Here is a 25,054-nt window from a genome sequence, read left to right on the forward strand (position 1 = left end):
GGGGGGGGGGAGAAGGGTGCCCCCGCAAACAACGCCGATCTCGGTGCCCGCGTTAATCGCGTCCCGAACTGATTTTCCACCCGCGTGCTGCTTTGCGTTGCTGCCAGAAGTGACGGTAGATACCGGGGACATCGGAAAGCTCAGAATGCGTGCCCAGCTGGCTGACTTGCCCGTGTTCATCCAAGACTACGATTTGATCAGCAGATTTGATTGTATCCAGCTTATGGGCGATGACAATAAAAGTAGATTGCTCCCGTAGCTCGTCCATCGCAGCAAGAATGTTTGCCTCATTTTCTGCATCGAGCGCGGAGGTAGCCTCATCAAAGAGTACAATCGGCGCTTGCTTGAGAAGCGCGCGAGCTACAGATACGCGCTGGCGTTCACCACCGGATAGAAGCCGACCGCCTTCACCAACAGGAGTATGCCACCCTAGGCGGTTGGCAATAGAAGTCACGCCTGAAAGATCAGCTGCGCGGAAGACTTCCTCATCGGAGGCGTCGGGACGACCAACGCGGATATTAGCGATTAACGAGTCGTCGAAGAGGTAGACATCCTGAAAAACCATGGACAGTCTGGACATTAACTGTTCGGTTCCAAGCTCGCGGATATCTACGCCGTCAACCATCACCGCCCCGGAATCTACATCCCAGAATCGCGAAATAAGGCGCGCAATTGTGGTCTTTCCGGAGCCAGAAGGACCGACAATGGCGGTAACGGTGCCTGGTCGAGCATGGAAAGCGATATCTACCAATACTGGTTTATCGCCGTATCCAAACGTGACATTACGCAGCTCTACACTTCCCGAACCATCGCCTGGGCGCGGAGTAGTGGGTTCCGGTAGGGACGGGGCATCGGTGATGAGCTCAGTTTCTGTGAGCGCGATACGGCCGGCATCTAAACCGACGAAAGAAGAACCCAGCTGCTCAAGCGTGCGGGTAAACCTCAAGCTGATTCCGATGATCGCAATTGTTTCTAGTGGCGATAGGGCGCCTTCAACGGCAAGATCCGCGGAGACCATAATGAGAGCCACAATGAAGATCTGCACTACTATGCCGTTGAGTAGCAAAGCTAATGTGGATACCCATAGCTCGCGTATTCGTGCTTTATGGTCGATTTCTAGCGCTTGCTCTAGTGGCGCAAAAACTTGTGATTGTCCTGCCGCGCGCAGGGCTGGTTGACGGTTAGCAAATTCTACGATGCGCTGGGAGAGCTCTTTACTCGGCCCCAGTGCGCGGTTCGATGCTTTCTCACGAATCCATGCAGCCAACTGCATCACCACGAGCGCCAATGGTGCGATGATAAGAAGGACCAAGCCCAGCTTCGGGTTCCAGAAACACGCTCCTACTAACAAGGTGACAAGTGCCGCGCTATCGCGGTATATCGTTCCTTGAATATGCGCAATGGTCTCGGCCGCCACCATAAAGCGATCTGAAACGAGGCGAGATAGGCCGCCGGTATTAGCCGGTACGAACCAGCCGAGCGGTAGCGTTGCTAATTTATCGCCCACAGTCGTGTGCGCGGCTCGGATGAAATCCAAGGCCGTGTGGTAAGAGGCCATGGTTGCGAAAAATCGTAGCGCAAAAGCTACGAGCGCAATTGCCAAAAGCGTCCACATCCATGGTGCGATCGTCGTATCCCCATCGAGTGCCTTTGTAAGTGGCACGAGCGTGAGAACGGCGAGGCCATCAAGCACGCCAACGATAAGCGATAGACAAGCATACCTTTTATTGAGCTTATGGCCTACAGGACTTTGCAGCTTTTTGACACTGCGAGTGAGTAGCGGATCACGAAGACGCGAACTAACAGGCGTAGTGGCATTAGACATGAGAATTATCCTTCATAGGCTTGAGGCAGATTATTTGGTCTGCTCCTTGGATGGACTCCGGCTTGTGGGCGATGACTAAGACGGTCTTGCCTCTGACGAGTGTGGCTAGAGCTGCTTGAATTTCTGCTTCGCAGTCAGGATCAGTTGCCGCAGTAGCTTCATCCAGGATCAAGATTGGGGCATTGGTAATGATTGCCCGGGCAATAGAAATGCGTTGCTGTTGTCCACCGGATAAAGAGGTGTCCTCACCAACAACGGTGTCGAGCCCAGCCGGTAAAGCGCGAATATCAGCAGCTATGTGCGCAGCCTCTGCGGCTTGCCAGATCTCTTCATCGCGGGCTTCTGGGCGTGCAAGGCGAATGTTTTCCCGAATACTCATACGCAGTAAGTGAGGATCTTGTAAGACGAAAGCCACAGTGCGGTACAAACTGTCGAAAGTGAGATCACGGATATCCACGTTGTTGATAGTGATTGTGCCCGAATCTGGATCCTGGAAACGCGCCAACATCGTTGCTGCTGTGGATTTGCCAGACCCGGAGGGGCCAATCAATGCCGTGACAGTGCCTGCATTTAGTTGCGCAGAAAAGTCTTGGAGGACTGGTGTGTCTGGGGCGTAGCTAAAGCTGACCTTATGGAACTCCACCTCCATGTCTTGACTATTGGCGTCGAGGCTCTTTTGGCCTTCTTTCACATGGGAAATTGTCATGACTTCATCAAGGCGCAACGCCGCATTGCCAGCGAGCTGGTAAGACCACATCATTTGGCCGACGGTTTGAATCGTGCCCGGGAGCACCAGCGCAATTAACGTTGTTGCGATGACTTCAGCGACCGTGACATAGCCACCAGCTATCAGCAGGGAACCGACTCCTAGATTGATAAGGATGAGGACAGGAACCGCCACCACAGACTCTGAGATTGCGGAAACACGCAGAAGCGGACGTACCCACTCGTAATAGAATTCCGCGAATTTTTGGGCAGCTTCGCGATATCGAGCGTGGGCTTTGCCAACGGTGCCGAAAGCCTTGACGACGGAAATACCTTCGGAGAACTCCACCGCAGTCGCAGAGACCTCACCCAGATAATTATCCATTTCCGCAGTTTTTGTGCCCATATCTTTCATTGAATATGCTTGGATTGCTAGGAAAATGGGCACAGTGGCAATAGAAAGTAGACCAAGGCGCCAATCCAAGATAAAGGCATAAACCAGAAGCGCGAGGGGCGTAAAGATCGCGGCGACCTTCTCTACAGGAGCATGGGCTGTCAGGGTGTGCAGAGTTAACGTATCGTCCTCGACGGCTTTGCGGACTTTGCCGGAATTAGTCTGGCTAAACCACGAGAGTGGTGCTTTCGCAATAGCGGTAATAATTCGGCGCCGGTTAATCCCCACCAGCTTTGCATCAGCGAAGTGGGTGATTGCAAGGGCAAGGAAATAGAAGAATAGCTGGCCCAAAAATGCAGCAAGTAGCCATTTCACAATGGACGCGACGTCATCAGTATTGCCGTCGATTAGAGCATTTCCCAGTGCCACCAACGCGACGTAGGGTGCTACGGCGAGTACCGAGGATATAAGCGCGAGAAACTGTGCGAAGTAGATGGTTGTTTGCACTGGGGCCAGTAGTTTTTTTAGAGCGACCTGGCCGGCTTTTAGTTTTGCGCGAGCCTCTTCTTCCGGTGACGCACCGTGTGATTCTGGTGCGTGGGTTCCGCTTGATTCTGTGGAACTTTGTTTTAGTTCAGACATTTCTTTCTCAATTCTTGTTGATGTCAGTCATATCGATGATTCTGGTGACTGATTCTTGGATGAATTCGTGGTCATGGGTGATGACGATGACCACTGCTCCGCTTGCTGCAAGAGATCGAAGTAGCGCAGAGATGGATTGCAGTTGGCGCCAGCCCACGCCAGAGGTAGGTTCATCGAAGATGTAGATCGCTGCTTGCTCGGCTTGGGCTGAAGCTATGGCTAAGCGTTGCCGTTGCCCACCGGACAGAGACTGCGGATGCCGTTGGGCCATTCCTGCCAGATCGAGGCGATGGAGAATCTCATTGACATCGATGTGGTCCCGCTTCTTCTTTGCCAGTCCGAGCGTGACTTCTTCTTCGGTGGTGGCTGCGAATAATTGGCGGCCAACATCTTGCATCACCATGTACGCGGCACGTCTGCGGGCAGCCGCTCCTACTCGTTTGCTGTTCAAACGGAGACTACCGCCGCGTTTGGGAGAAGCAAGACCACAAATGATCCTGGCGAGGGTGGTTTTTCCAGCGCCGTTGGGCCCGATTAAGGCGGTGACTTCGCCGCTGGGGAAAAATGCGTGGTCAATGTTTAATACCTCATGTGCGCCATAAGAAAAACAGATGTTGCTTAGCTCGAGTCCGCTCCGCTGGGGATCGGCGTTTTCGAGCGTGGGTGGTACCGGCACGCTCGCGGGCAGGGGAACATGGTGTAAGCTGCGTAGCCCCAATTGTTTGCGTTCGGGTTCGTCTAAGGCATAAAACTCCTGAGCGCGGAAACTCCGCGTTATTTTTCCCTGAGTCAAGTAAATAACTTGGTCAGCGATATCTTTTAAGAAAAAGAGACGGTGATCAGCGATAATGATCGTTGTGCCTAATTCCTTCAAGCGGTGTAGCACGCGTGCAAGAATATCGATGCTTTCCATAGAGAGATTGGACGTGGGTTCATCGAGAAGCACGAGACTGCCCGGGGACACAAGCGCGCATGCGCATGCCACGGTTTGTAACTGCCCACCGGATAATTCTTTGAATCGCCGGCCCCGAAGATCGTTAATGCCTAGTAGCTCGACCGCTGATTGAATCCTCGACTCAATTTCTTTGGGATCTACACCAAGGTTTTCTAGCCCGAAGGCCAATTCTGCATTGACGCTTTCAGTGAAAAATTGTGTCCTTGGATTCTGGAATACTGAGGCGCTGAACTCGATGGCTCGGGACAGCGGTTCTTCCGCAGGGGTAAAAGCCTGGTCATCCTTTATAATAGTGATGGTGCCTAGTAGCTCTCCTGGATTGAAATGGGGGATGAGTCCGTTGATCAACTTGAGTACCGTGGACTTTCCCGATCCGGAATCACCGGTAATCAGTAGACACTGTCCTGGAGAGACAGAAAAAGACACATCAGATACACCTTGAATACCTGGCCGAGCTCCCAATGGATATGTAAAAGAAACGTTGTGGGCGTCTACACTGGTTGCGATACTGCGTTCGTTCATAAGTGGACCTCCGTGGGAAGCCAGACAGAGGCAACAACGAGGCCCAACCCAGCTAGTGCAGTTGCATCGACAAGCTTGAAGGAAAGATCGGCGGTGGTGGTTGGGCGTGCGGGTCCTCCCAATCCCCGGACAAGAGCAGAGGCAGCGAGCTCATCACCAGCGCGGACGACGGCACCTAATAAGGGGATGATCAACATCGCGGACGATTGTGTGGGCTGTGTGATCCAGCTTTTTACTCCAGGCTGGAGACCCCGAAGGACCATGGCATCGCGGATGGCTTTGGCTTCTGCCACGATGATCGGCAAAACGCGCAGGAATACCGCCGGTGGAATGGTGGCCCAGCCTGGTAAACGCAGGTCCCGCAGTGCTGAGGTCAACGTGGATGGTGTGAGAGTGAGCAAGCCGAATGTGCCGATGGACATGCTGATGACAAAACGGCTTAGCCACGAAAAAATTGCCGCTGAAAAAGCGAAAAATGTGGAGCCAGGAAGCTGTAATAGGCCCCAGTACCCTAGATAGGATAATGCAAAAGCGAACAGGCAAATAAGACCATAGTGTGGCTTTACTGTAGCTAGTGCGATGGAGCTGAAAGCGATAGAAATCAGCAGTGTCGGTAGGTGGCCGTGGCTGAGAGCTACCGCATTGATTACTAGAACAGAAAGCAGCACGGTCCGTGGATCGATCGAAGATCGATGAAGCACGCCCTGTTTTTGCAGGCTCACAGGAGACCAGCGCTTTCAAAGTGTTTGCGGCTGACGCGAACTCCGACCTTTCCTCCGATAAAGCCGACGATGAGCGCACAAATGGCCAGTACTCCAATGGTCCATGGCTGGAAGATATCCGACATGGCATCGGCATATTCTTGACCCATTTGGTCTGCGATATCGACGTAGTAGGAGTCCGTATCCAGAATTAGCGGGATAAAAGGCATAGAAATCCAGACACAGAAGACGCTGTAGGCAATAGGGAAGGATTTGGCAATACTGAGGTGGCTTTTTGTAATAATCAAATCCGCGATAAACCCTAGAATTATGCTTCCCAGCAGGGTCCAGAAGTAGTGTCCGGTGAGCATGAATGCTAGTCCGTTAATACCACCGACGAGGGTGAAAGCACCCATTTTGGGCGTGCGGGCGGCATAAAGCGCTAGCACGATTCCGTTTGCGATTGCCGCGATGAACCATCCAATAAACATGAATTGTGGTCCTGCGAATCCAATCATTCCGCTTACAAAGGTGATTACAAAGTAAAGTGCAGCAAAGATGCCAGCGTTGATGAGATCTCTGGTGTTTAAACGTGCCGTCGACCCACTGGATGAGCTTGCACTCCGTGCGGGCGTAGAGGACTGTTGGGTCATAGTAAACCTCGATTTATGAACAGCAGGAAAGGTAAGGCTTACCTAAGTTAGGTAATACTGTTTATAAAACATTTCAAGTTTTGATCTGAAGATTCACCCTTAATGGGGGTGAATGCAGATAAGTAGACATCAAACCAGACCACGACTACCGACTAAGTACCGACAAAATCGGCACCAACGGCAAGACAACCCTGCGATGGGGCGGCAAACTACGCCGCCTCTACATCGGACGCAGATGGGGCGGGGAACCAATCACCATGGTCTGCATCGACAACCACGTCGACGTCAAAATAGCCATCACTGGGGCACAAATCGCCGCCTACACACTCACCGAAGAAAAGATCTACTACAACTAGAAAGACAACGAACTCAACCCCAGTCGGGGCAACTAAAAAATCTCGAGACACCGACCGGAACGATGTCTCGAGACTTCACAGCGTGCCCCAGAGAAGATTCGAACTTCCGACACCGGCTTTAGGAGAGCCGTGCTCTATCCCCTGAGCTACTGGGGCGGGGGTGCGTTGCGCACCTAGGTAAGACTAGCAGCCCCGCGTGGGGCGGCGTTAAATGCGTCGCCTTTCGTTTATTCGCCGGCCAGCTCCGCGTACTTGGCGCGGACCTCGCTGGCGGAAGGGTTGGTGGCGTGGGTGCCGTCGGAGTAGAGGACGGTGGGCACGATGCGGTTGCCGTCGTTGACGGACTCGATCCAGGCGTTGATGTCGGCGGTGTCGGGGGAATCCGCTTCGACGTTGACGAGCTCGTATGGGGTTTCGGTGCGGTCCAGGTTTTTGATCAGCTTGGCACAGAACGGGCACCAATCGGCGAAGAAGATGGTGACGTGCTCAGTGGTTTCGGGAGTGGCAACGTTGGTGCTCATTAAGCAGCAGCCTTTCTGTCGTAGGTGAGGAAACGGTATTTCATCGGCAGCTCGCTGGGCGGCTGGCCGGGAATGGCGAGGTGGCCTGATTCGGAGGTCAGCCAGTCACTATCGGCAGATAGGCTGAATTCCTCCGGAACGCTCGGGGCCAGGACGGCATCTGCGCCGTAGGCATCGCCGACTTGTACACCCATGAGGGTGAGCTCGATTGTATCCACGCGGTCGAGGGCGGAGCTATAGAGCTGGCCGCCGCCGATGATCCAGGCGTCGTCAAGCGTGGCGTGAAGTGCGGCGTCGAGGTTGTCCACCACGGTGGCGCCCGCAGACCACTCGCCGGGCTCGCGGCGGGACAGCACGATGTTGTCCCTGCCCGGAAGTGGGCGGAACTTGGGGGTGAGGGATTCCCACGTCTTACGGCCCATGATGACGGGCGCGCCCATGGTCACTTCCTTGAAATGCTTGAGGTCCTCCGGCACGTGCCAGGGCATGACCACGCCGTCACCAATGACCCCGTCGAGGGACTGGGCCCAGATTGCGCCCAGCATTAAACGGACACCTGCGCCTTGATGGTGGGGTGGGGGTCGTAGCCGATGACCTCAAAATCATCGAAGTCATAGTCAAAGAGGCTCTCAGCCTTGTGGAGTTTGAGCTGTGGGTACTCGCGGGGCTGACGGGAGAGCTGTTCCTTAACCTGCTCGATGTGGTCGTTGTAGATGTGGCAATCTCCGCCGGTCCAGATGAGCTCGCCTACCTCTAAACCTGCTTGCTGCGCAAACATGTGAGTCAGCGCCGCGTAGGAGGCCAAGTTGAAGGGAACGCCGAGGAACATGTCCGCCGAGCGCTGGTAAACCTGCATGGACAACTTGCCGTCGGCGACATAAAGCTGGAAAAGCAAGTGGCAGGGCATGAGCGCCATCTTGTCCAACTCAGAGACGTTCCACGCGGAGACCAAGTTGCGGCGGGAATCCGGGTTGTTCTTGAGCGTGTCCAGCGCGACCTGAATCTGGTCGATGTGCTGGCCATCCGGTGTGGGCCACGAGCGCCATTGCACGCCGTAGACGGGGCCTAGCTCACCGTCCTCATCGGCCCACTCGTTCCAGATGCGAACCTTGTTCTCCTGCAGCCACTTCACGTTGGAGTCACCGCGCAGGAACCACAGCAGCTCACCAATCACGCCGTGGAAGTAGACCTTCTTGGTGGTCAGCAGGGGAAAAGACTCCGCCAGGTTATAGCGAAGCTGGGCACCGAACAGGGAGAGGGTGCCGGTGCCAGTGCGGTCGCCTTTGGGAGCGCCTTCTTCCAGGACGCGGCGCAGGAGGTCCTCGTACGGAGTCTCAATCATGGTCGCCATGATAGCGCTCTTGCGCCCGTGCCACGCGCGTGGGGTTAGTACCCGCCGTTGGCCTCCGCGTAGGCGGCGGCGTGTTCCAGAATCTCCTCTGCCAGCTCCGGGCGGCAGATCAAAAGATCCGGGATGAAGGTGTCCTCATTGTTGAATTTGATCGGGGAGCCATCCAGGCGCGAGCAGTGCAGGCCCGCGGCCAAAGCCACGCCCACCGGGGCGGCCTGGTCCCACTCGTACTGGCCGCCGGCATGGATGTAGCCGTCATAGTCACCCAAGAGCACGTGGATGGCCTTCGCACCCGCGGAGCCCACGCCGACGGTCTCAAAGCTCATCTTCTCCGCGATGTAATCCGCCACCTTCGGCGGACGGTTGCGGGAGACCACGAACTTCTTTGACAGCGGGCCCGTTACCGCGCGCACATCGGAGGACTTAAAAGTCACGCCCATGTCCGGCATGCCGACGGCCGCGTGGATGGGGGTGCCGTTTTCTACCAGCGCGATGTGGACGGCCCAGTCCTGGCGGCCGGTAGCGAACTCCTTCGTGCCGTCGAGCGGGTCAATGATCCACACGCGGTCCTTCTTCAAACGGCTCAAGTCATCGGCAGCCTCTTCCGACAGGACGCCGTCCTTGGGACGGTGCTGCTCAAGGACGCGGGAGATCCACTCCTGAGCGGCCTCATCGCCGGCATCACCCAGCGCCAAGCCGCGCAGCAGGCCACCGTTGCGCACGCCTTTGAGGATTTCGCCGCAGCCATCGGCGAGGGAGTTGGTTAGACGGGAATCAGAAATCTCAACGGTCATAGTGACCAGATTAGCGCGCGCGATACAGTAGGGCATGTCTAAAAACGTTCTGGCGAAGTTCCGCCCACAGGTGGCCGGGTGGTTCCAGGACGTTTTCGCCGCCCCCACCCCCGTCCAAGAGCAGGCATGGGAGGCGATTTCTGGTGGTGCGAATGCGCTGGTTGTAGCGCCAACCGGCTCTGGTAAGACGCTCGCGGCATTTCTGTGGGCGCTGAATTCTTTGGTGGAGCGCGAGGGTCAGACCGCGCTGCCACTGAGTAATGAACCCTCCCGCGAGGGCGCTCATGATGGCGTGAGAGTGCTGTATATCTCACCGCTCAAGGCTTTGGGCGTGGACGTTGAGAATAATCTGCGCGCCCCGCTCAACGGCATTGCCCGCACCGCCGAGCGGCTGGGCCTGGAGGTGCCGGATATTACCGTCGGCGTGCGCTCAGGGGATACCCCGCAGGCAGAGCGCGCCCGCCAGGTACGCAAGCCGCCAGACATCCTTATCACCACGCCGGAATCGGCCTACTTGATGCTCACCTCCAAGGCGGCGGGGATTCTGAAGACCGTGGATACCGTCATCATCGATGAGATCCACGCCCTAGCCGGCACCAAGCGCGGCGTGCACCTAGCGCTGACTTTGGAGCGCCTCGGGCTTATCGCCGGGGAGTTCCAGCGCATCGGACTGTCGGCTACGGTGCGGCCGCTGAGTGCTGTTGCCAACTTCTTGGGCGGCGACCGTCCCGTGGATATCATCGCCCCGCCCGCGAAGAAGCGCTGGCAGCTCGACGTCCACGTGCCGGTCGAGGACATGTCGGACCTGCCCACCCCGGAGCAGGGATCCCCCATCGGGGAGGCGACTGTCGACGACCCCCTGGGCATCACCCAAGGCCCCCAAGACGCCCTGCGCGTGCAGGCGCAGCGTGGGGAAACGGACACACACGGCGGGGTAGGAGACTCCGCCCTGCCCACGGCGAAGTCCATCTGGCCCTTCATCGAAGAAGAGCTCTACGCCGAAATTATGGAGCAGCGCTCCACGCTCGTCTTTGTTAATTCCCGTCGCACCGCCGAGCGGCTTACTAGCCGGTTCAACGAGCTTTATGCCCAGGAGCACGATCCGGAATCCTTGAGCCCAGCGACCCGGCGCGACCCAGCCCAGCTGATGAAACAGGTGGACGTTGCCGGGAAGGCACCTGCCGTTATTGCCCGCGCGCACCACGGTTCGGTGTCCAAGGATGAGCGCGCGCTGACGGAGACGATGCTCAAGGAAGGCACGCTCAAAGCCGTGGTGGCCACGAGCTCCCTGGAGCTGGGCATCGACATGGGCGCGGTGGAGCTGGTGGTGCAGGTGGAATCCCCACCCTCGGTGGCTTCTGGTCTGCAGCGCGTGGGCCGCGCCGGGCACTCCGTCGGCGCGGTCTCCCATGGCTCCTTCTATCCCAAGCACCGCGCGGACCTCGTGCAATCAGCACTCACCGTCGCCCGCATGGAGGAGGGCCTCATTGAGGAGATGCACGCCCCGCGCAACCCGTTGGATGTCTTGGCACAGCAGACGGTAGCGGCGGTGGTGGCGTCGGCAAGCGCGGGCACGAGCGAGGGACTCGAGGCCGACAGTTGGTACGACACCGTGCGCCGTGCCTGGCCCTATAAGGATTTGGCGCGCGAGGTTTTTGACTCCGTTCTGGACCTGATCAGCGGCGTGTACCCGTCGACGGATTTTGCAGAGCTCAAACCCCGTGTGGTCTATGACCGCGTGACAGGCATCCTCACCCCGCGCCCCGGCGCGCAGCGCGTGGCGGTGACCAACGGCGGCACCATCCCGGACCGCGGCATGTTCGGCGTCTTCCTGGTGGGTACTGGTGAGGCCGGTTCCGCGCCGCGCCGCGTGGGTGAGCTCGATGAGGAAATGGTCTATGAAACCCGGGTGGGAGATATTTTCACCCTCGGTGCGACAAGCTGGCGCGTGGAGGAGATTACGCGTGACCAAGTGCTGGTGACACCCGCGCCGGGGCATACGGGGCGTTTGCCCTTCTGGAACGGTGACCAAGCTGGGCGGCCCTATGAGTTAGGCAAGGCGCTGGGCGCATTCCGGCGTGAGGCGCACGCGGATGCGTCTATCGTGCGCGGCGCCGATGAGAACGCGCGGCGTAATATCTCCGCCTACCTGCAGGAACAGAACGAGGCCACCGGGCTCATCCCGGATGAGAAAACGTTGCTACTGGAGCGCTTCACGGACGAGTTGGGGGATTGGCGCGTGCTGTTGCACACCCCGTTTGGCCGGCCGGTGAATGCGGCGTGGGCGCTGGCGGTGGGGCAGCGCGTGGCGGAGCGCACCGGGATGGATGCCCAGGCCGTGGCAGGCGATGACGGCATTGTGCTGCGCCTGCCGCAGGGGGAGGCGGATCCGGATGCCGCGCTGTTCCTGTTTGATGCTGATGAGATCGCGGACATCGTCACCGAGCAGGTGGGAAATTCCGCGCTCTTTGCTTCTCGTTTCCGGGAGTGCGCGGCGCGAGCGCTGCTTCTGCCGCGGCGCAACCCGGGCAAGCGCGCGCCCTTGTGGCAGCAGCGCCAGCGCGCGGAGCAGCTTCTCGACGTCGCCCGCAACTACCCATCCTTCCCCATCATCCTGGAGACCGTGCGCGAATGCGTGCAGGATGTCTATGACCTGCCAGCACTCACGGAGGTCATGCGGGAGCTGGCGCACCGCCGCGTGCGCATCGCGGAGGTCACCACGGAGCAGCCTTCGCCTTTCGCGTCTTCGCTGTTGTTCAACTACACCGGCGCGTTCATGTACGAGGGGGACTCGCCCCTGGCGGAAAAGCGCGCGGCGGCCTTGGCATTGGACCCGGCGCTGTTGGCGAAGCTGTTGGGCACGGTGGAGCTGCGCGAGCTTCTCGACGGCTCCATCATCGCCGATGTCCACGCCCAGCTGCAGCGCACCACTCCGGAACGTCAGGCGCGCACCACTGAGGAGGTCGCGGACCTGCTGCGCGTGCTCGGCCCCATCCCGGTCGAGGAATTCGGTGCGCATGCCACGGTGCCACTCAGCACACTCGATGCGCTCGGTGCACGCATTATGCGGGTGCGCATCAACGGCCGCGAGCATGTGGCCCAAGCGCTCGATGCGCCGCTGCTTCGCGACGGCCTCGGCATCCCCGTCCCGCCCGGCATCCCCGCCCAGCAGGCCACGATTACCGATGCCGTCGATCAGCTGGTTAGCCGCTGGGCGCGCACGCGCGGGCCATTTGTGGCGCGCGATGTGCAGGAGGCCTTTGGCCTGTCGGCCGCGGTGGCGCACTCGACGCTGAATGGGCTGGATTCCATCCTGGCGGGGCACTACCGGCAAGGCGTGGAGGAGCAGGAGTATTGCGCGGCGGAGGTGCTTAAGGTCATCCGCTCGCGCTCGCTGGCGGCTGCCCGAGCTGCCACGCAGCCTGTTTCTCCCGCGGCCTTCGGGCGTTTCCTGCCGGATTGGCTGCAGGTGGCGGCGGTGGGCCGGCGCCCGGTGCTGCGTGGGGTGGACGGCGTCTTCGCCGTCATCGAGCAGCTGGCCGGCGTGCGCCTGCCGGCCTCGGCCTGGGAGAGCCTCATCTTGCCTGCGCGTGTAGGGGATTATTCGCCGACGATGCTCGATGAGCTCACCGCCAGCGGCGAGGTCCTCATCGTGGGCGCGGGCAAGGCCGGCTCCAACGACCCGTGGATCATGCTGCTGCCGGTGGATTATGCCGCACAGCTCGCCCCGCAGGTCTCTGCGGAGGAGGCGGGCGTGTCCCTGCTGCAGACCCAGCTGCTGGAGGCCCTGCAGGGCGGCGGCAGCTACCTCATCTCCGATATTCAACCGCAGCTCAGCGGCACACCCCAGGAGGTCCGGGAGGCGCTCTGGGGCTTGGTGGAAGCAGGTCTGGTCAGCCCCGATTCCTTCGCTCCTATCCGGGCCCACCTGGCCGCAGGCGGTCCTGCCGGGCGTGCGGCGCATCGCGCGCGGCGCAGACCTTCCCGCTCGCGTCTGCGTATGGGGCGCACGTCCTTTGCACAAGCACACAATGTCTCCAGTGCGCCGACCGCGTCCGACGTGGTGGGGCGGTGGTCGCTGTCCGTACCCGCCGCCACGGATGCGACGTCGCGCTCCATTGCCCACGGCGAGGCCTGGCTGGACCGCTACGGCGTGCTTACCCGTGGCTCTGTGGTGGCCGAAGACGTGCTCGGCGGCTTCGCCTTGGCTTATAAGGTGCTCTCCGGTTTTGAGGAATCCGGCAAGGCCATGCGCGGCTACGTCATCGAGGGCTTGGGCGCTGCGCAGTTCTCCACGCCCGCGGTCATCGACCGCCTGCGCGGTGTGGATGATTCCCCGGACGTTACAGGCTGGCCCTCCGGAACCCGCGAGCCGCAGACGTATGTTCTTGCCGCGACGGACCCGGCCAACCCTTATGGCGCAGCGCTGTCTTGGCCGCCGACTGATGCTGGTGACTCTGGTGCCCGCCCCACCCGCGCCGCGGGTGCCTTGGTGGTGCTCATGGATGGCGTGCCGGTGGCGCACCTGACCCGGGGTGGGAAGACGCTGACGACGTTCTTTAACGTTCTTCCCGAGGGCATCGAGCGCACTGAGGTACTAGCCGCAGTCCTTGCTGGCCTCAACGAGTTGGTGGCCGCCGGGCGCTTGAGCAAGGTGGTTATTGAGAAGGCGAATGGGCGGCCCATTTTCGATTCAAAGCTCGGCGGCGAGCTGCGCGCACTGGGGGCGGCACTGACCCCGAAGGGCGTGCGGATTACCGGATCTGCCCACACCGCCTCTTCCGGCCGTGCAGGACAGCACGGCCAATCTGGAGAAGCCACGCGCTCCGCCGAGTCTTACCGTCCCGCACGTCGCGGTGGGCGTCGCGCCGTCGAGGCGATGGAGGAGCTCTCCTTCGATGATCTGGACAGCGAAGCTTCTGAGGCCTTGGGGGACCCCGGTGCGCCCGATACACCGGGGAGCCCAGGAGGTTTTCGCCCCCGCCGGCGGCGGCGCTGAATTTTATTTAGCAGCGTTTGGGCATGGGCTTTTCCTAGGTCTACCCTCAGATGTTGATAGACCTATAGAAAAGGAGTCTTGTTGCCATGCGGCTAAAGCGCCAACTGCCTAACGTGTCCGAGCTGAAGAACCTCATGAGGTTTGAAGCGCCCAACCTCGACCGCCGGGCTGCCCGCTTGGCGGAGGCCGCTGATGTGTGGGATCTGCGCAAGATAGCCAAGCGCCGCACACCCAAGGCCGCCTTCGACTACGTTGACGGCGCAGCCCGCGACGAGGTCAGCTACCAAGAATCCCGCGATTTCTTCCGCGACGTGCGCTTGCTCCCTAACGTTCTCAACGGCGCACACGACATTTCCTTAAACACCGAGATCGCTGGCGAGCCCGCGGCCCTGCCCTTCGGCATCGCGCCGACCGGCTTTACCCGCTTCATGCACGCCGAAGGTGAGGACGCCGGTTCCCAAGCCGCCCGCGACGCAGGCATCCCGTTTACGCTCTCCACGATGGGCACGCGCTCGGTGGAGGAGGTCGCGGCCTCGCAAGGCACTAGCGGGCGCCGCTGGTTCCAGCTCTACCTGTGGAAGGACCACTCCGCCTGCCAGGAGCTCATCGAACGTGCTGCCGCCAACGGCTATGACACCCTGGTGGTCACCGTGGACACGCCCGTGGCCGGCCAGCGTCTGCGCGATACCCGCAACGGCATGCGCATCCCGCCGCGCCTGACCGCCGGAACCGTCTTCGACGCCGCGTGGCGCCCGGAGTGGTGGTTCAACTTCCTCACCACGGACCCGGTTACTTTTGCCTCCCTGACCTCGACCACCGGCACCCTGGGCGAGCTGGTCAACACCATGTTCGACCCAGGCCTTAACTTCGAGGACCTGGCGTGGATCCGCGAGTCCTGGCAGGGCAAGCTCTTTGTCAAGGGAATCGTCAACCCCGAGGACGCCCGCAAGGTCATCGACCTCGGCGCCGACGGCATCGTGGTGTCCTCCCACGGCGGGCGCCAGCTCGACCGCGTGGTCAACACCCTGCAAGCCTTGGAGGCCGTGCGCACCGAGGTGGGCCCGGACGTGGAGATCATCTACGACTCCGGCGTCATGTCCGGCGTCGATATCGCCATTGCGCTGGCGCTCGGGGCGGACTTCGTCCTCATCGGCCGCGCCTACCTTTACGGGCTGATGGCCGGCGGCAAGGAAGGCGTCGACCGCGTCATTGAGCTGCTGGCGGAGGAGTTTAAGAACACCCTGCAGCTGCTCGGTGTGAAGAGGATCGAAGACCTAGGCCGGCAGCACGTGGTTACCCCGTGGGAGCCGGGCGCGCTGGCATTCGGTGCGGGAAAGGATGCGCCGGTAGAGTAGGCACCCGTTCGGTGAGGAGGTTCTACTGTGCCAGAGGGCGATTCTGTACTGCAGTTGTCGAACCGGCTGCAGTTTATGGAAGGCCGGCGCGTGACCTCCTCCTCCCTGCGCGTGCCGCGCTATGCCACCGTGCGTTTCGACGGGCTGGTGTGCGAGGAAGTCTGGCCCTATGGCAAGCACCTCTTTATGGACTTCGGCGGCGAGCTGATCCTGCATACGCACCTCAAGATGGAGGGCACGTGGGCCATCCACTACGCCGGTGACCGCTGGCGCAAGCCCGGCCACAGCGCGCGCGTAGTGCTACAGATGGAGAACGCCCCGCGTGATATCGAGCTGGTAGGGCACTGGCTGGGGCACGTGGGAGTGTTTCCCACGCGCGAATTTGAGCAGCGCATGGCGCACCTTGGCCCCGACATCCTCGCGCCAGAATGGGAAGAAGGAGGCTTCGAGGAGGCCGTGCGCCGCATCGAGACCCGCCCGGAGCGCAGCATCGGTGCGGCCCTCTTGGACCAGCGCAACGTGGCGGGCTTGGGCAACGAGTACCGCGCCGAAATCTGTTTCTTGGCCGGCGTTCATCCAGCGACGCCGGTAGCGCTTGTCGACGTCCCCCAGATCCTCACCCTCTCCCGCCGCCTCATCTGGGCCAACCGCGATTCCCCGGTGCGCGTGACCACCGGTGTGAAGCGAGCAGGGGAGACCACGTATGTCTTCGGGCGCAACCGACGGCGCTGTCGGCGCTGCGGCACGCTGATTGAGAAATCCACGCTGGGTGGCGTGGACGCCGGCGGCGACGAAGGAGAGCTGGAGCGTGTGATCTGGTGGTGCCCACACTGCCAGCCGCGCCGCTAGGCTGGGATGTATGAAGATCATTTTTAACATCATCTGGTTGGCAACTGGTGGCCTTGTCCTCGCCCTAGGCTACTTCCTTCTTGGCATCCTGGCGTGCATCCCCATCGTGACCATCCCCGCAGGCGTGGCCTCGATGCGCATGGCCAACTTCGCGCTGTGGCCCTTTGGGCGCTCCGTGGTGCAGCCGGTCAAGGGCACTGGCGGCATGTCGGCCTTCTCGAACGTCGTGTGGTTCTTGGTAGCCGGCTTGTGGCTCGCCATTGGCCACGTCACCACCGCGGCAGCCCAGGCGGTGACCATCGTGGGTCTTCCGGTTGCCTGGGCCAACCTAAAGATGATCCCGGTGACATGCTTCCCGTTCGGCCGCAAGATTGTCGACTCAGATGAGATCCCCTTCGGCTGGGAGTCGATGATCAAGCTTTAACGATTCTCTCTCCGGTTGCGGGGGTGGTCAGGGTGCTTTAGTGTTCTGGGTCATGGGGGATTTAGAGACCTATTTCTCCTACCGCAACTCGGGGATTTCTTTGGTGGAGCTGGCGGTAGGAGGCGAGAAACGTTTACGCGCACTCGGCGCTTCGCCTGCTGACGCCGCCGAACTGGCACGCCTGAACCACATTTACTTCGGCGCCACGAAATTCACGGGTAAGCAACGACAAGCTCGAGCCCGAGCTGCCGAACAACGCCATGATCTGGCCACACTCAGCCTCATCGAGTCCTATACCAAGAAACTGAAGAATCAGCTGCATGCCTGGAACCTAAGGGTCAAGCTTGCCGGTACCCCAGCACACAACATCCCAGCCGTGGCGGCCAAGCGCTTAAAAGAGCTCAAGCCCAAACGCGTGCCCACACCTGGTGTGCGCATGACCTATCGCGCTGACGGTCCACACTCGCTGACCATTACCGATGACCCCATGACCGTGACCGAGATGCGCGGCGTGCTGGAATCCATCAACCAGGACAACCTGCTGGAAGCAGCCAATCACGTCTTCTTCACCAAGTCCCACGGCGGAACCAAACCAGCCGTATTCACCAGCGTGGTGGTGACCTTGGACAAGCTCGACAAGATTGTTAGCGGCGACGGCGATGACATCGTGCTCGAACTAACCAATGGTGGCCGAATGACCGGCACGGAGTTTTTGAACTACAAGTTTGCCGAGATCGGCTACGTCACCCTCATCCACCCCACCATCGGGCCGGTGTGGCTGCACCGCATGAAACGCCTAGCCGGGTTTGAGCAGCGCATGATGGCCAGCGCCGAGCATCCGACCTGTGCCAGGAAGGGGTGCAATAAGCCTGCTGATTATGCCCAGGTGCATCACCTTGTGCCGTGGAAGGCAGGAGGCACCACCGACCCGCCGAATCTGACGATGCTGTGCGCTTATCACAACGGCGTCAACGATGATGACCCAGAGAAACCCACCGGTGCCGGCTACGTCTTCCGACTACGCGGCGATGTGGACTACATCCCACCCTGGGGTGAACCAATCACCGCCCAGGCGGCGTATCAAGCCGCGCAACACGGACTTGGACCGCCCGACAGCTAAACCGCCACGCAACACAAAAGACACCCGGATGCCCGCAGGAAGGTAAAACACCACGCGGACGCCCACAGGGCCTCCGCGGCGTTGGCGATCCCGCATGTCGATTGCGCGTTAAAAACGCGTGAACCCCCGACCGTTCGGCCGGGGGAGACGTCGCCAAGCAGTGCTTAGCGGTGGCTGCGGTACCAGCCGATGAGAGCATCGGTGGAGCCGTCGCCGGATGCGGCTTCCTCCTTGCCGGAGACAGCCGGTGCCAGGTCATTGGCCTGCTGCTTGCCAAGCTCCACGCCCCACTGGTCGAAGGAGTTGATGTCCCAGATGATGCCCTGGGTGAACACGATGTGCTCGTAGAGCGCGATGAGCGCGCCAAGGGTCTGCGGGGTGAGCTCCTCCGCCAGAATCGTGGTGGTGGGACGGTTGCCCGGCATCACCTTGTGCGGAACGAGGGCTTCGTCCACGCCCTCAGCAGCGATTTCCTCAGCGGTCTTGCCAAAGGCCAGAACCTTGGTCTGCGCGAAGAAGTTACCCATGAGCAGGTCATGCATCGAGCCGGTGCCGTCGGCAGTGGGGAAGTCCTCCTTCGGGCGGGCAAAGCCGATGAAGTCCGCCGGGATGAGCTTGGTGCCCTGGTGCATGAGCTGGAAGAAAGCGTGCTGGCCGTTGGTGCCCGGCTCACCCCAGTAGATTTCACCGGTCCCGGCGCTGACTGCGGTGCCATCACGGCGCACGGACTTGCCGTTGGATTCCATGGTGAGCTGCTGCAGGTAGGCAGGGAAGCGGCCGAGGTCCTCGGAGTAAGGCAGCACCGCGTGGGTCTGCGCACCGAAGAAGTTGGAGTACCACACGCCGAGCAGGCCCATCAGAGCCGGCACGTTCTGCTCCAGAGGAGCGGTGCGGAAGTGCTTATCCATGGCGTGGAAGCCTTCGAGGAAACGCATGAAGTCCAGGGGGCCGATGGTGCACATCAGGGACAGGCCGATGGCGGAATCGACGGAGTAGCGTCCGCCCACCCAGTTCCAGAACCCGAACATGTTCTGGGTGTCGATGCCGAACTCCGCGACCTTCTCCGCGTTGGTGGAGACTGCAACGAAGTGCTTGGCGACGGCCGACTCGTCACCATCAAACTGCTCAATGAGCCAGCGGCGCGCGGCGTGAGCGTTGGCTAGGGTTTCCTGGGTGGTGAAGGTCTTGGACGCGACGATGAAGAGGGTGGAGCCTGCGTCGAGCCCGTCGAGAGTTGCGGCGAGATCTGCCGGGTCGACGTTGGAGACGAACTCCGCGCTAATGCCCGCTACCTCGTAGGAGCGCAGGGCCTTCGCGGCCATGGCCGGGCCCAAGTCGGAGCCGCCGATGCCGATGTTGACCACCTTCTTGATGGTGTGGCCCGTATGTCCCAGCCACGTGCCGGAGCGCAGCGCGGTGGCGAAGTCGCGCATGCGGCCTAAAGTTTCGTGGACGTCGGCAGCGACGTCCTGGCCGTCCACGCTCAAATCTTTTTCAACAGGCAGGCGCAGCGCGGTGTGCAGCACGGCGCGGTCCTCAGTGTTGTTGAGATGCTCGCCGGCGAACATGGCATCGCGGCGTCCCTCGACGTCGGCGGCGCGGGCGAGGTCCACCAGTGCGTTGAGGACTTCCTCATCGATGAGATTCTTTGACAGATCCACGTGCAGGCCCGCAGCATCGAAAGAAAAATCTGCGGCGCGGGAAGTGGAGTTGGCAAAAAGCTCACGCAGGTTGAGGTCCTTTTTGCTCTCAAAAAGCGAGGTGAGCGCGGCCCACTGCGGCTGAGCGGTGATGTCCATTGCAAAAGCCTTTCTGGCAGGTAGCAGACATGAAACTTACTGTGTCCACCGTAGTCCAGAAATCCCTTCGCTGCCGAAGCAGAAGGCTGCACTGCGATGAACTAGGCGTAGAGCTTTAAATCGAATTGCTTCATCGTGTTTCCGATCTCCATGGCGCCCACTTCGACGTCAGAGGGATCCTGGTCGTTGCCGAAGGACAGCACACCAACGGCCCAGAGCTTGCCGTCGATGGAAGCATAGACTGGTCCGCCACTATCTCCCGGGGCGCTGTCATTGCCGAAAGTAAACAGCCCTTGATCCTCGTGGCGGTCGATGAAGTTGCCACAGGAGACTCCTCGCGTGGAGCCGGCGCGGCAAATTGTGGGCTTCGTCAAAGCAACGTCCTCAAGGGGCATCCATCCCGCCAAAGGCGCGTTCAGAGCAGGTGACGTCGAGACTTGGGCGGCTGGGTTGGAGACCTCGATGAGCGCGATGTCGGCTGAGTTAATCCTGTCCGTATTGGTATTGCGGGCCTCTAACACCATCTCGCCGATCTTCACGTTGTCTCCAGCGCGATCCTTGTAGAAAAAGGTGTCGCCTTGATCCCCGCAGTGGCCGGCGGTGAGGATAAAGAGGCGCTCGCCGTCGCCAACGAAATGACCAGCGGAGCATCGTCCGCTGCTGTCTGCGTTGTAAATTGCGACCCCCGGAGTGAGAACACCAGCCGTCATGAAGTATTCAGCTGCCTCCGGTTGGGCCAGATCCACGCGGGGATCGGGGCGTTCCGCCTGGGGGATTTCAGTGGTGTTATCCCAGAGAGAATCGCTGTCGAGGACTTCTTCCGAACCCCTATTTGTTCCGGAGTCCTGTGCGCGGCCGGAATCACCGATGGCAGGAAGGTTCAGGGTTGTGGTGGTGATGGTAGCGACGTGGGAGGAAGAACCGCTGCAGGCGGTCAGCGCGAAGGCGGAAGTAGCTGCGGCGAGAGTTGCAGCGAGACGAGAGAAAAAGCGCATGAGGAGAGAGTAGCTCACGACCTAGCGTGAGGCGCGTGCGTTGGGGATTATTCCGCGGGCCGCTCAGCTAGCCAAGCTTGCCGCGTCCCAATCGCAGCAGGGCAGAGGCAATGGCGGGGCCTTCCTCGCCCAACTCGCTGCGGAATTCGTTGAGGATAGCGATTTCGCGGGTATGCACCAAACGGGTACCACCTGAGCTCATGCGCGTCTTACCAATGGTGCGGGAAATATCGGTGCGGCGCTTGATGGCGTCGAGAATAACGCGGTCGAGGCGGTTGATTTCTTCGCGGTAGCGCTGAATCTCGGCATCGCTCAGTGGATCATCGGTGCCCGAGGGCATACGAATATCGAGGCCGTTGTCCACGACGTTGGGGTCTTGGTGTTCGGGGCCCAAGCCCGAGTCAGGGGGGCCAGATTGTGAAGCGCTCATGTCTTCAGATTGTGCCACCACGTTCGAGCAAAGGGGAATTATGAGTCGTGACGTTGGTCTTCGCCGGTAGGAAGTGGTGTGGGAAGGCAATGTCCGGTGGTGCTAGTAGGTTGGAGAGCATTATGAATAACAATTCTCCGTTTAGGCCCCGTTCTTCTTCCGCTCCTTCCACCGACGCCTCCGCCGGTGGTTTTTCCCCCGTGCCCGGACCCAACGCGGATACCCCTTCCGGTCAGGCTTCTGATCCGTTGCTGGAAGGATTAAACCCCCAACAAGAAGAGGCCGTGACGCATTCGGGCTCACCGTTGCTCATCGTGGCCGGCGCGGGTTCGGGCAAGACCGCCGTGTTGACCCGCCGCATTGCATATCTCATGCGCGAGCGCGGGGTCGCCCCGTGGCAGATCCTTGCCATCACCTTTACTAATAAGGCAGCCGCGGAGATGAAGGAGCGCGTGGGCCAGCTTGTCGGGCCTGTGGCAGAACGAATGTGGGTGTCCACTTTTCACTCCATTTGTGTGCGTATCTTGCGTAATAACGCCCAACTGGTGCCTGGGTTGAATACCAATTTCACCATCTATGACGGCGATGATGCGCGTCGGCTGCTCACCATGATCGCCAAGGACATGCAGCTGGATCTCAAGAAGTACTCGGCACGTGTTCTGGCGAATCAGATTTCCAACCGCAAGAATGAGCTTATCTCTCCAGAGCAGGCGCGCGCGGAGGCAGAGAGGACGAAGAATCCTTTCGAGCTCACTGTGGCGAGCGTGTACGAGGAATATCAGCGCCGCCTGCGTGCCGCGAACGCGGTGGACTTCGATGACCTCATCGGGGAAGTGGTGCGCATCTTTAACCAGCACCCGCAGGTAGTGGAGTTTTATCGCCGCCGCTTTAAGCATGTGCTTATCGACGAATACCAGGACACCAACCACGCGCAGTACGCGCTTGTCTCGGCCTTGGTGGGCCGGGGCGAGCTGCCGCCGGATGCCCCGGAACTATGCGTGGTGGGTGATTCTGATCAGTCAATTTATGCCTTCCGTGGAGCCACCATCAGGAATATTCAGGAGTTCGAGCGGGACTACCCGCAGGCGCACACGATTCTGCTTGAGCAAAACTACCGTTCGACGCAGACCATCCTGAACGCGGCGAATGCGGTCATTGCGAAGAATGAGGGTCGCCGCGAGAAGAACCTGTGGACCGCCCACGGTCAGGGTGAGCAAATTGTCGGCTACGTGGCGGATAATGAGCACGACGAGGCGCGGTATATCGCCTCGGAAATTGATTCCTTGGCGGATAAAGGCACGGCCTATTCGGATATTGCGGTGATGTACCGCACCAACAATGCCTCCCGCGCGTTGGAGGATATTTTCGTGCGCTCGGGCATCCCGTACAAGGTGGTCGGTGGCACGCGTTTCTACGAACGCCGCGAGATCCGGGACCTGGTGGCCTACCTGCGCATCATGGATAATCCGGATGACACGGTGAGCTTGCGCCGCATTATCAACGTGCCGAAGCGCGCTATTGGTGACAAGGCACAGGCACAGATTGCTCTGCACGCGGAGAACCTTGGTGTTAGCTTTGGGGCTGCTCTCCGCGATGCGGCAGCGGGCAAGGTTGCCGGGCTTGGCACACGGGCAGTGAATGCCGTAAGCAAATTCAACGAGATGATGGAGGGCGTGCGCGCGCAGATTCCGGGCATGGTCAACGAAGTGACGGGTCAACCGGATTTGGGGGAGTTGCTCAACGCGCTTCTTGACGCCACCGGCTACCGCGCGGAGCTTGAAAACTCTAATGACCCGCAAGACGGGGCACGCCTCGACAACCTCAACGAGTTGGTGTCGGTGGCGCGCGAGTTCAGCTCTGAGGCGGCCAATGAGATGGCTTTCTTGGGTGCAGATGCAGAGGAAGCCCCGGAGCTCTCGGAAGGTGAAGCCGCGCCGGGCTCGCTTCAAGCCTTCCTTGAAAAGGTTTCGCTGGTGGCGGATGCTGACCAGATTCCGGATCATGAGTCTGGGGTAGTCACGTTGATGACCCTGCACACCGCGAAGGGCCTAGAGTTCCCCGTTGTCTTCCTCACCGGCTGGGAGGATGGCCAATTCCCGCACATGCGCTCCCTGGGGGACCCGAAGGAGCTCAGTGAGGAGCGCCGCCTTGCTTACGTAGGTATTACGCGCGCTAGGGAACAGCTCTACCTCACGCGCGCTATTCTCCGCTCGTCCTGGGGTAACCCGGTGACGAACCCGGCCAGCCGCTTCCTCGCCGAGGTCCCAGAGGACCTCATCGACTGGCGCCGTGAAGAACCAGACAGCTCGCTGTCCGGCGCGTGGGGCGGAGATGATTCCTATCAATACGGGCGAACCTTCGGCTCAGATAGCGGGTTCTTTGGTTCCCGTGGGGGCGGCTATGGCTCGCGGGGCGCTGCGTCTTCCCCTTCGCAGCGCTCGCGCAAGCCAGCTCCGGCAACATCGATGCCGAAGAATAACCATCTCAATTTAGTTGTGGGGGACCGTGTCAACCACGCGAAGTACGGGCTGGGCACGGTCATCGAAGCCTCCGGTACCGGCGCGCGGGCGACGGTCACCGTGGACTTCGGTTCAGCGGGCAAGGTCCGCCTCATGCTCATCGGCGGTGTGCCGATGGAAAAGCTTTAAAGCTTTAGATGAGGATGCCGCGCTCGCTGAACCAATCCACCGGATCAACGGCCGCGCCGCCGCCCGGGTGCACTTCGAAGTGCAGGTGTGGGCCGGTGGAGTGGCCCTCGTTGCCGATGACGGAGATCTGGTCGCCGGCCGTGACTCGGTCACCGACGTTGACCAAGAGCTGATCGCCGGGCATGTGGCCGTAGACGGTGATGGTGCCGTCGTCGTGCTGGATGCGGATCCAGTTGCCGAAGCCCTGGGCTGCGCCGGAGGAGATGACCTCTCCGTCCATGACTGCGTAGATGGGCGTGCCGACTGGGTTCGCTACATCGATTCCGTTGTGGAAGGACCCCCACCGCGGGCCAAAGCCAGAGGTAAAAGTACCGGAGGTCGGAAAGACCACGGTATTACCGTTGGCATCCTGGCCGCGCATAGGGGTGAGACCGGAGTGATCGCCCTGTGGGGCGAAGGCCTCGGCGAGACCAGGAATGCTGGAGGGATCGAGGACGATATCGAAGCCGTCCTGCGTGGAGTTGATTTCCGGGGTGGAGGCCCCGTTGAGGGCTCCGGCCGTGGAAACGATTAGCCCGGAGAATGCTTTGAAGAGGTCGGCCTTGGAGTCTTCCTTGACTTCGATGTCGCCGGCGTTAGGGCCCTGGGAGGACCCGTCGGAGACATCCACGCTTGCTGCCGGTTCGGCGGCGAACGCTGGGGCCGTCACGGTAGCGGTGGTGACCGCCGCGGCGGCGAGTGCGCTGAGCGTGCGCTTCATAACTTCACGTCCTTAAGTCCTGCTGTGGCTCGCTTCCGCCGGCGTCAGCGGCAGGAAGCTTGTGAGCGATAGGGCACGGCCATACAGCCGTTATGCGCCTTGAAGCCTGCGACACGCCGGCGCGGGTGCGGCCGCGTGCTGAGGCTCTGTGGCAACGAGATACAAACTATCCCGAGCTATCACCCTGCGCAACGTCTAAAAATGCAGGTAAATACAGGGATTGTTCGAAAAACTATCGAACAGCCCAGCGTGTTAC

Annotated in this window: 19 protein-coding genes, 1 tRNA gene and 1 pseudogene; 7 read left to right on the plus strand and 14 right to left on the minus strand. The window is 60.3% G+C overall.

Features of this window, described 5'->3' with window-relative positions; genetic code table 11:
- Positions 1–52: 52 nt before the first annotated feature.
- The 5 genes from HMPREF2896_RS05240 to HMPREF2896_RS05260 are packed head-to-tail and all read right to left on the minus strand — an operon-like array spanning position 53 to position 6,397.
- A complete protein-coding gene (locus tag HMPREF2896_RS05240) occupies positions 53–1,825 on the minus strand; it encodes an ABC transporter ATP-binding protein (RefSeq protein ID WP_029158873.1) in 1,773 nt (590 codons plus the stop codon).
- The gene (locus HMPREF2896_RS05245) at positions 1,818–3,566 is read right to left on the minus strand and encodes an ABC transporter ATP-binding protein (protein WP_012714929.1); all 1,749 of its coding nucleotides are present in this window, start codon (positions 3,564–3,566) and stop codon (positions 1,818–1,820) included. Before HMPREF2896_RS05245 ends, HMPREF2896_RS05240 begins: the two co-directional genes overlap by 8 nt.
- Before the next feature lie 7 nt (positions 3,567–3,573).
- Positions 3,574–5,043, minus strand: coding sequence for an ABC transporter ATP-binding protein (locus HMPREF2896_RS05250; RefSeq protein ID WP_012714930.1), 1,470 nt, complete (start codon positions 5,041–5,043; stop codon positions 3,574–3,576).
- The gene (locus tag HMPREF2896_RS05255) at positions 5,040–5,765 is read right to left on the minus strand and encodes an energy-coupling factor transporter transmembrane component T family protein (protein ID WP_010187692.1); all 726 of its coding nucleotides are present in this window, start codon (positions 5,763–5,765) and stop codon (positions 5,040–5,042) included. Before HMPREF2896_RS05255 ends, HMPREF2896_RS05250 begins: the two co-directional genes overlap by 4 nt.
- Positions 5,762–6,397: an MptD family putative ECF transporter S component gene (locus tag HMPREF2896_RS05260; protein ID WP_012714931.1), complete on the minus strand. Its 636-nt coding sequence runs from the start codon at positions 6,395–6,397 to the stop codon at positions 5,762–5,764. The genes HMPREF2896_RS05255 and HMPREF2896_RS05260 overlap by 4 nt, the downstream gene beginning before the upstream one ends.
- 140 nt (positions 6,398–6,537) lie before the next feature.
- Here HMPREF2896_RS05260 and HMPREF2896_RS12390 point away from each other — a divergent pair.
- Positions 6,538–6,815 (plus strand): annotated as a pseudogene (locus HMPREF2896_RS12390) (IS481 family transposase); the annotation flags it as partial.
- 21 nt (positions 6,816–6,836) lie between these two features.
- On the opposite strand, the gene HMPREF2896_RS05270 reads toward HMPREF2896_RS12390, so the two are convergent.
- From HMPREF2896_RS05270 to HMPREF2896_RS05290, 5 genes are all read right to left on the minus strand, one after another.
- Positions 6,837–6,909, minus strand: a tRNA-Arg gene (locus HMPREF2896_RS05270).
- Between the two features lie 71 nt (positions 6,910–6,980).
- Entirely contained in the window at positions 6,981–7,274 is a 294-nt protein-coding gene (locus HMPREF2896_RS05275; RefSeq protein WP_010187687.1) for a mycoredoxin, read from the minus strand.
- Complete coding sequence (locus HMPREF2896_RS05280; protein ID WP_070718279.1) at positions 7,274–7,819, minus strand: dihydrofolate reductase; 546 nt, start codon at positions 7,817–7,819, stop codon at positions 7,274–7,276. The genes HMPREF2896_RS05275 and HMPREF2896_RS05280 overlap by 1 nt, the downstream gene beginning before the upstream one ends.
- On the minus strand, positions 7,819–8,625 hold the full coding sequence (locus HMPREF2896_RS05285; protein ID WP_010187679.1) for a thymidylate synthase: 807 nt from the start codon (positions 8,623–8,625) through the stop codon (positions 7,819–7,821). The genes HMPREF2896_RS05280 and HMPREF2896_RS05285 overlap by 1 nt, the downstream gene beginning before the upstream one ends.
- Positions 8,626–8,660: 35 nt before the next feature.
- Complete coding sequence (locus HMPREF2896_RS05290) at positions 8,661–9,419, minus strand: 3'(2'),5'-bisphosphate nucleotidase CysQ (protein ID WP_210384594.1); 759 nt, start codon at positions 9,417–9,419, stop codon at positions 8,661–8,663.
- A 34-nt stretch (positions 9,420–9,453) separates the two neighbouring features.
- Here HMPREF2896_RS05290 and HMPREF2896_RS05295 point away from each other — a divergent pair, with 34 nt between their 5' ends.
- The 5 genes from HMPREF2896_RS05295 to HMPREF2896_RS05315 all read left to right on the plus strand — a co-directional run bounded on the left by HMPREF2896_RS05295 (position 9,454) and on the right by HMPREF2896_RS05315 (position 18,166).
- Complete coding sequence (locus HMPREF2896_RS05295) at positions 9,454–14,418, plus strand: Lhr family ATP-dependent helicase (RefSeq protein ID WP_070718283.1); 4,965 nt, start codon at positions 9,454–9,456, stop codon at positions 14,416–14,418.
- Positions 14,419–14,504: 86 nt separating this feature from the next.
- A complete protein-coding gene (locus HMPREF2896_RS05300; RefSeq protein ID WP_070718285.1) occupies positions 14,505–15,773 on the plus strand; it encodes an alpha-hydroxy acid oxidase in 1,269 nt (422 codons plus the stop codon).
- Positions 15,774–15,800: 27 nt separating this feature from the next.
- On the plus strand, positions 15,801–16,622 hold the full coding sequence (locus tag HMPREF2896_RS05305) for a DNA-formamidopyrimidine glycosylase family protein (RefSeq protein WP_070718289.1): 822 nt from the start codon (positions 15,801–15,803) through the stop codon (positions 16,620–16,622).
- 10 nt (positions 16,623–16,632) lie between these two features.
- Positions 16,633–17,046, plus strand: a complete 414-nt coding sequence (locus HMPREF2896_RS05310; RefSeq protein ID WP_070447292.1) for a YccF domain-containing protein — start codon at positions 16,633–16,635, stop codon at positions 17,044–17,046.
- Between the two features lie 52 nt (positions 17,047–17,098).
- Complete coding sequence (locus HMPREF2896_RS05315; RefSeq protein ID WP_246815769.1) at positions 17,099–18,166, plus strand: HNH endonuclease signature motif containing protein; 1,068 nt, start codon at positions 17,099–17,101, stop codon at positions 18,164–18,166.
- A gap of 164 nt (positions 18,167–18,330) precedes the next feature.
- On the opposite strand, the gene pgi is transcribed toward HMPREF2896_RS05315, so the two are convergent.
- From pgi to HMPREF2896_RS05330, 3 genes are all read right to left on the minus strand, one after another.
- Positions 18,331–19,965: a glucose-6-phosphate isomerase gene (gene pgi / locus HMPREF2896_RS05320; RefSeq protein WP_070447284.1), complete on the minus strand. Its 1,635-nt coding sequence runs from the start codon at positions 19,963–19,965 to the stop codon at positions 18,331–18,333.
- Between the two features lie 101 nt (positions 19,966–20,066).
- Entirely contained in the window at positions 20,067–20,960 is an 894-nt protein-coding gene (locus HMPREF2896_RS05325) for a trypsin-like serine protease (RefSeq protein ID WP_070447373.1), read from the minus strand.
- Positions 20,961–21,027: 67 nt separating this feature from the next.
- Positions 21,028–21,390, minus strand: a complete 363-nt coding sequence (locus HMPREF2896_RS05330; protein ID WP_070447280.1) for a chorismate mutase — start codon at positions 21,388–21,390, stop codon at positions 21,028–21,030.
- Positions 21,391–21,512: 122 nt separating this feature from the next.
- On the opposite strand from HMPREF2896_RS05330, the gene pcrA reads away from it, so the two are divergent.
- Positions 21,513–24,038, plus strand: a complete 2,526-nt coding sequence (gene pcrA, locus HMPREF2896_RS05335; RefSeq protein WP_070710664.1) for a DNA helicase PcrA — start codon at positions 21,513–21,515, stop codon at positions 24,036–24,038.
- A gap of 4 nt (positions 24,039–24,042) precedes the next feature.
- Here pcrA and HMPREF2896_RS05340 read toward each other — a convergent pair whose 3' ends face one another.
- Positions 24,043–24,798 (minus strand): M23 family metallopeptidase, encoded by a 756-nt coding sequence (locus tag HMPREF2896_RS05340; RefSeq protein WP_070718294.1) that lies wholly within the window; start codon positions 24,796–24,798, stop codon positions 24,043–24,045.
- Positions 24,799–25,054 lie beyond the last annotated feature (256 nt).

This window comes from Corynebacterium sp. HMSC069E04 (assembly GCF_001813175.1).
Classification (GTDB): Bacteria; Actinomycetota; Actinomycetes; order Mycobacteriales; family Mycobacteriaceae; genus Corynebacterium; species Corynebacterium aurimucosum.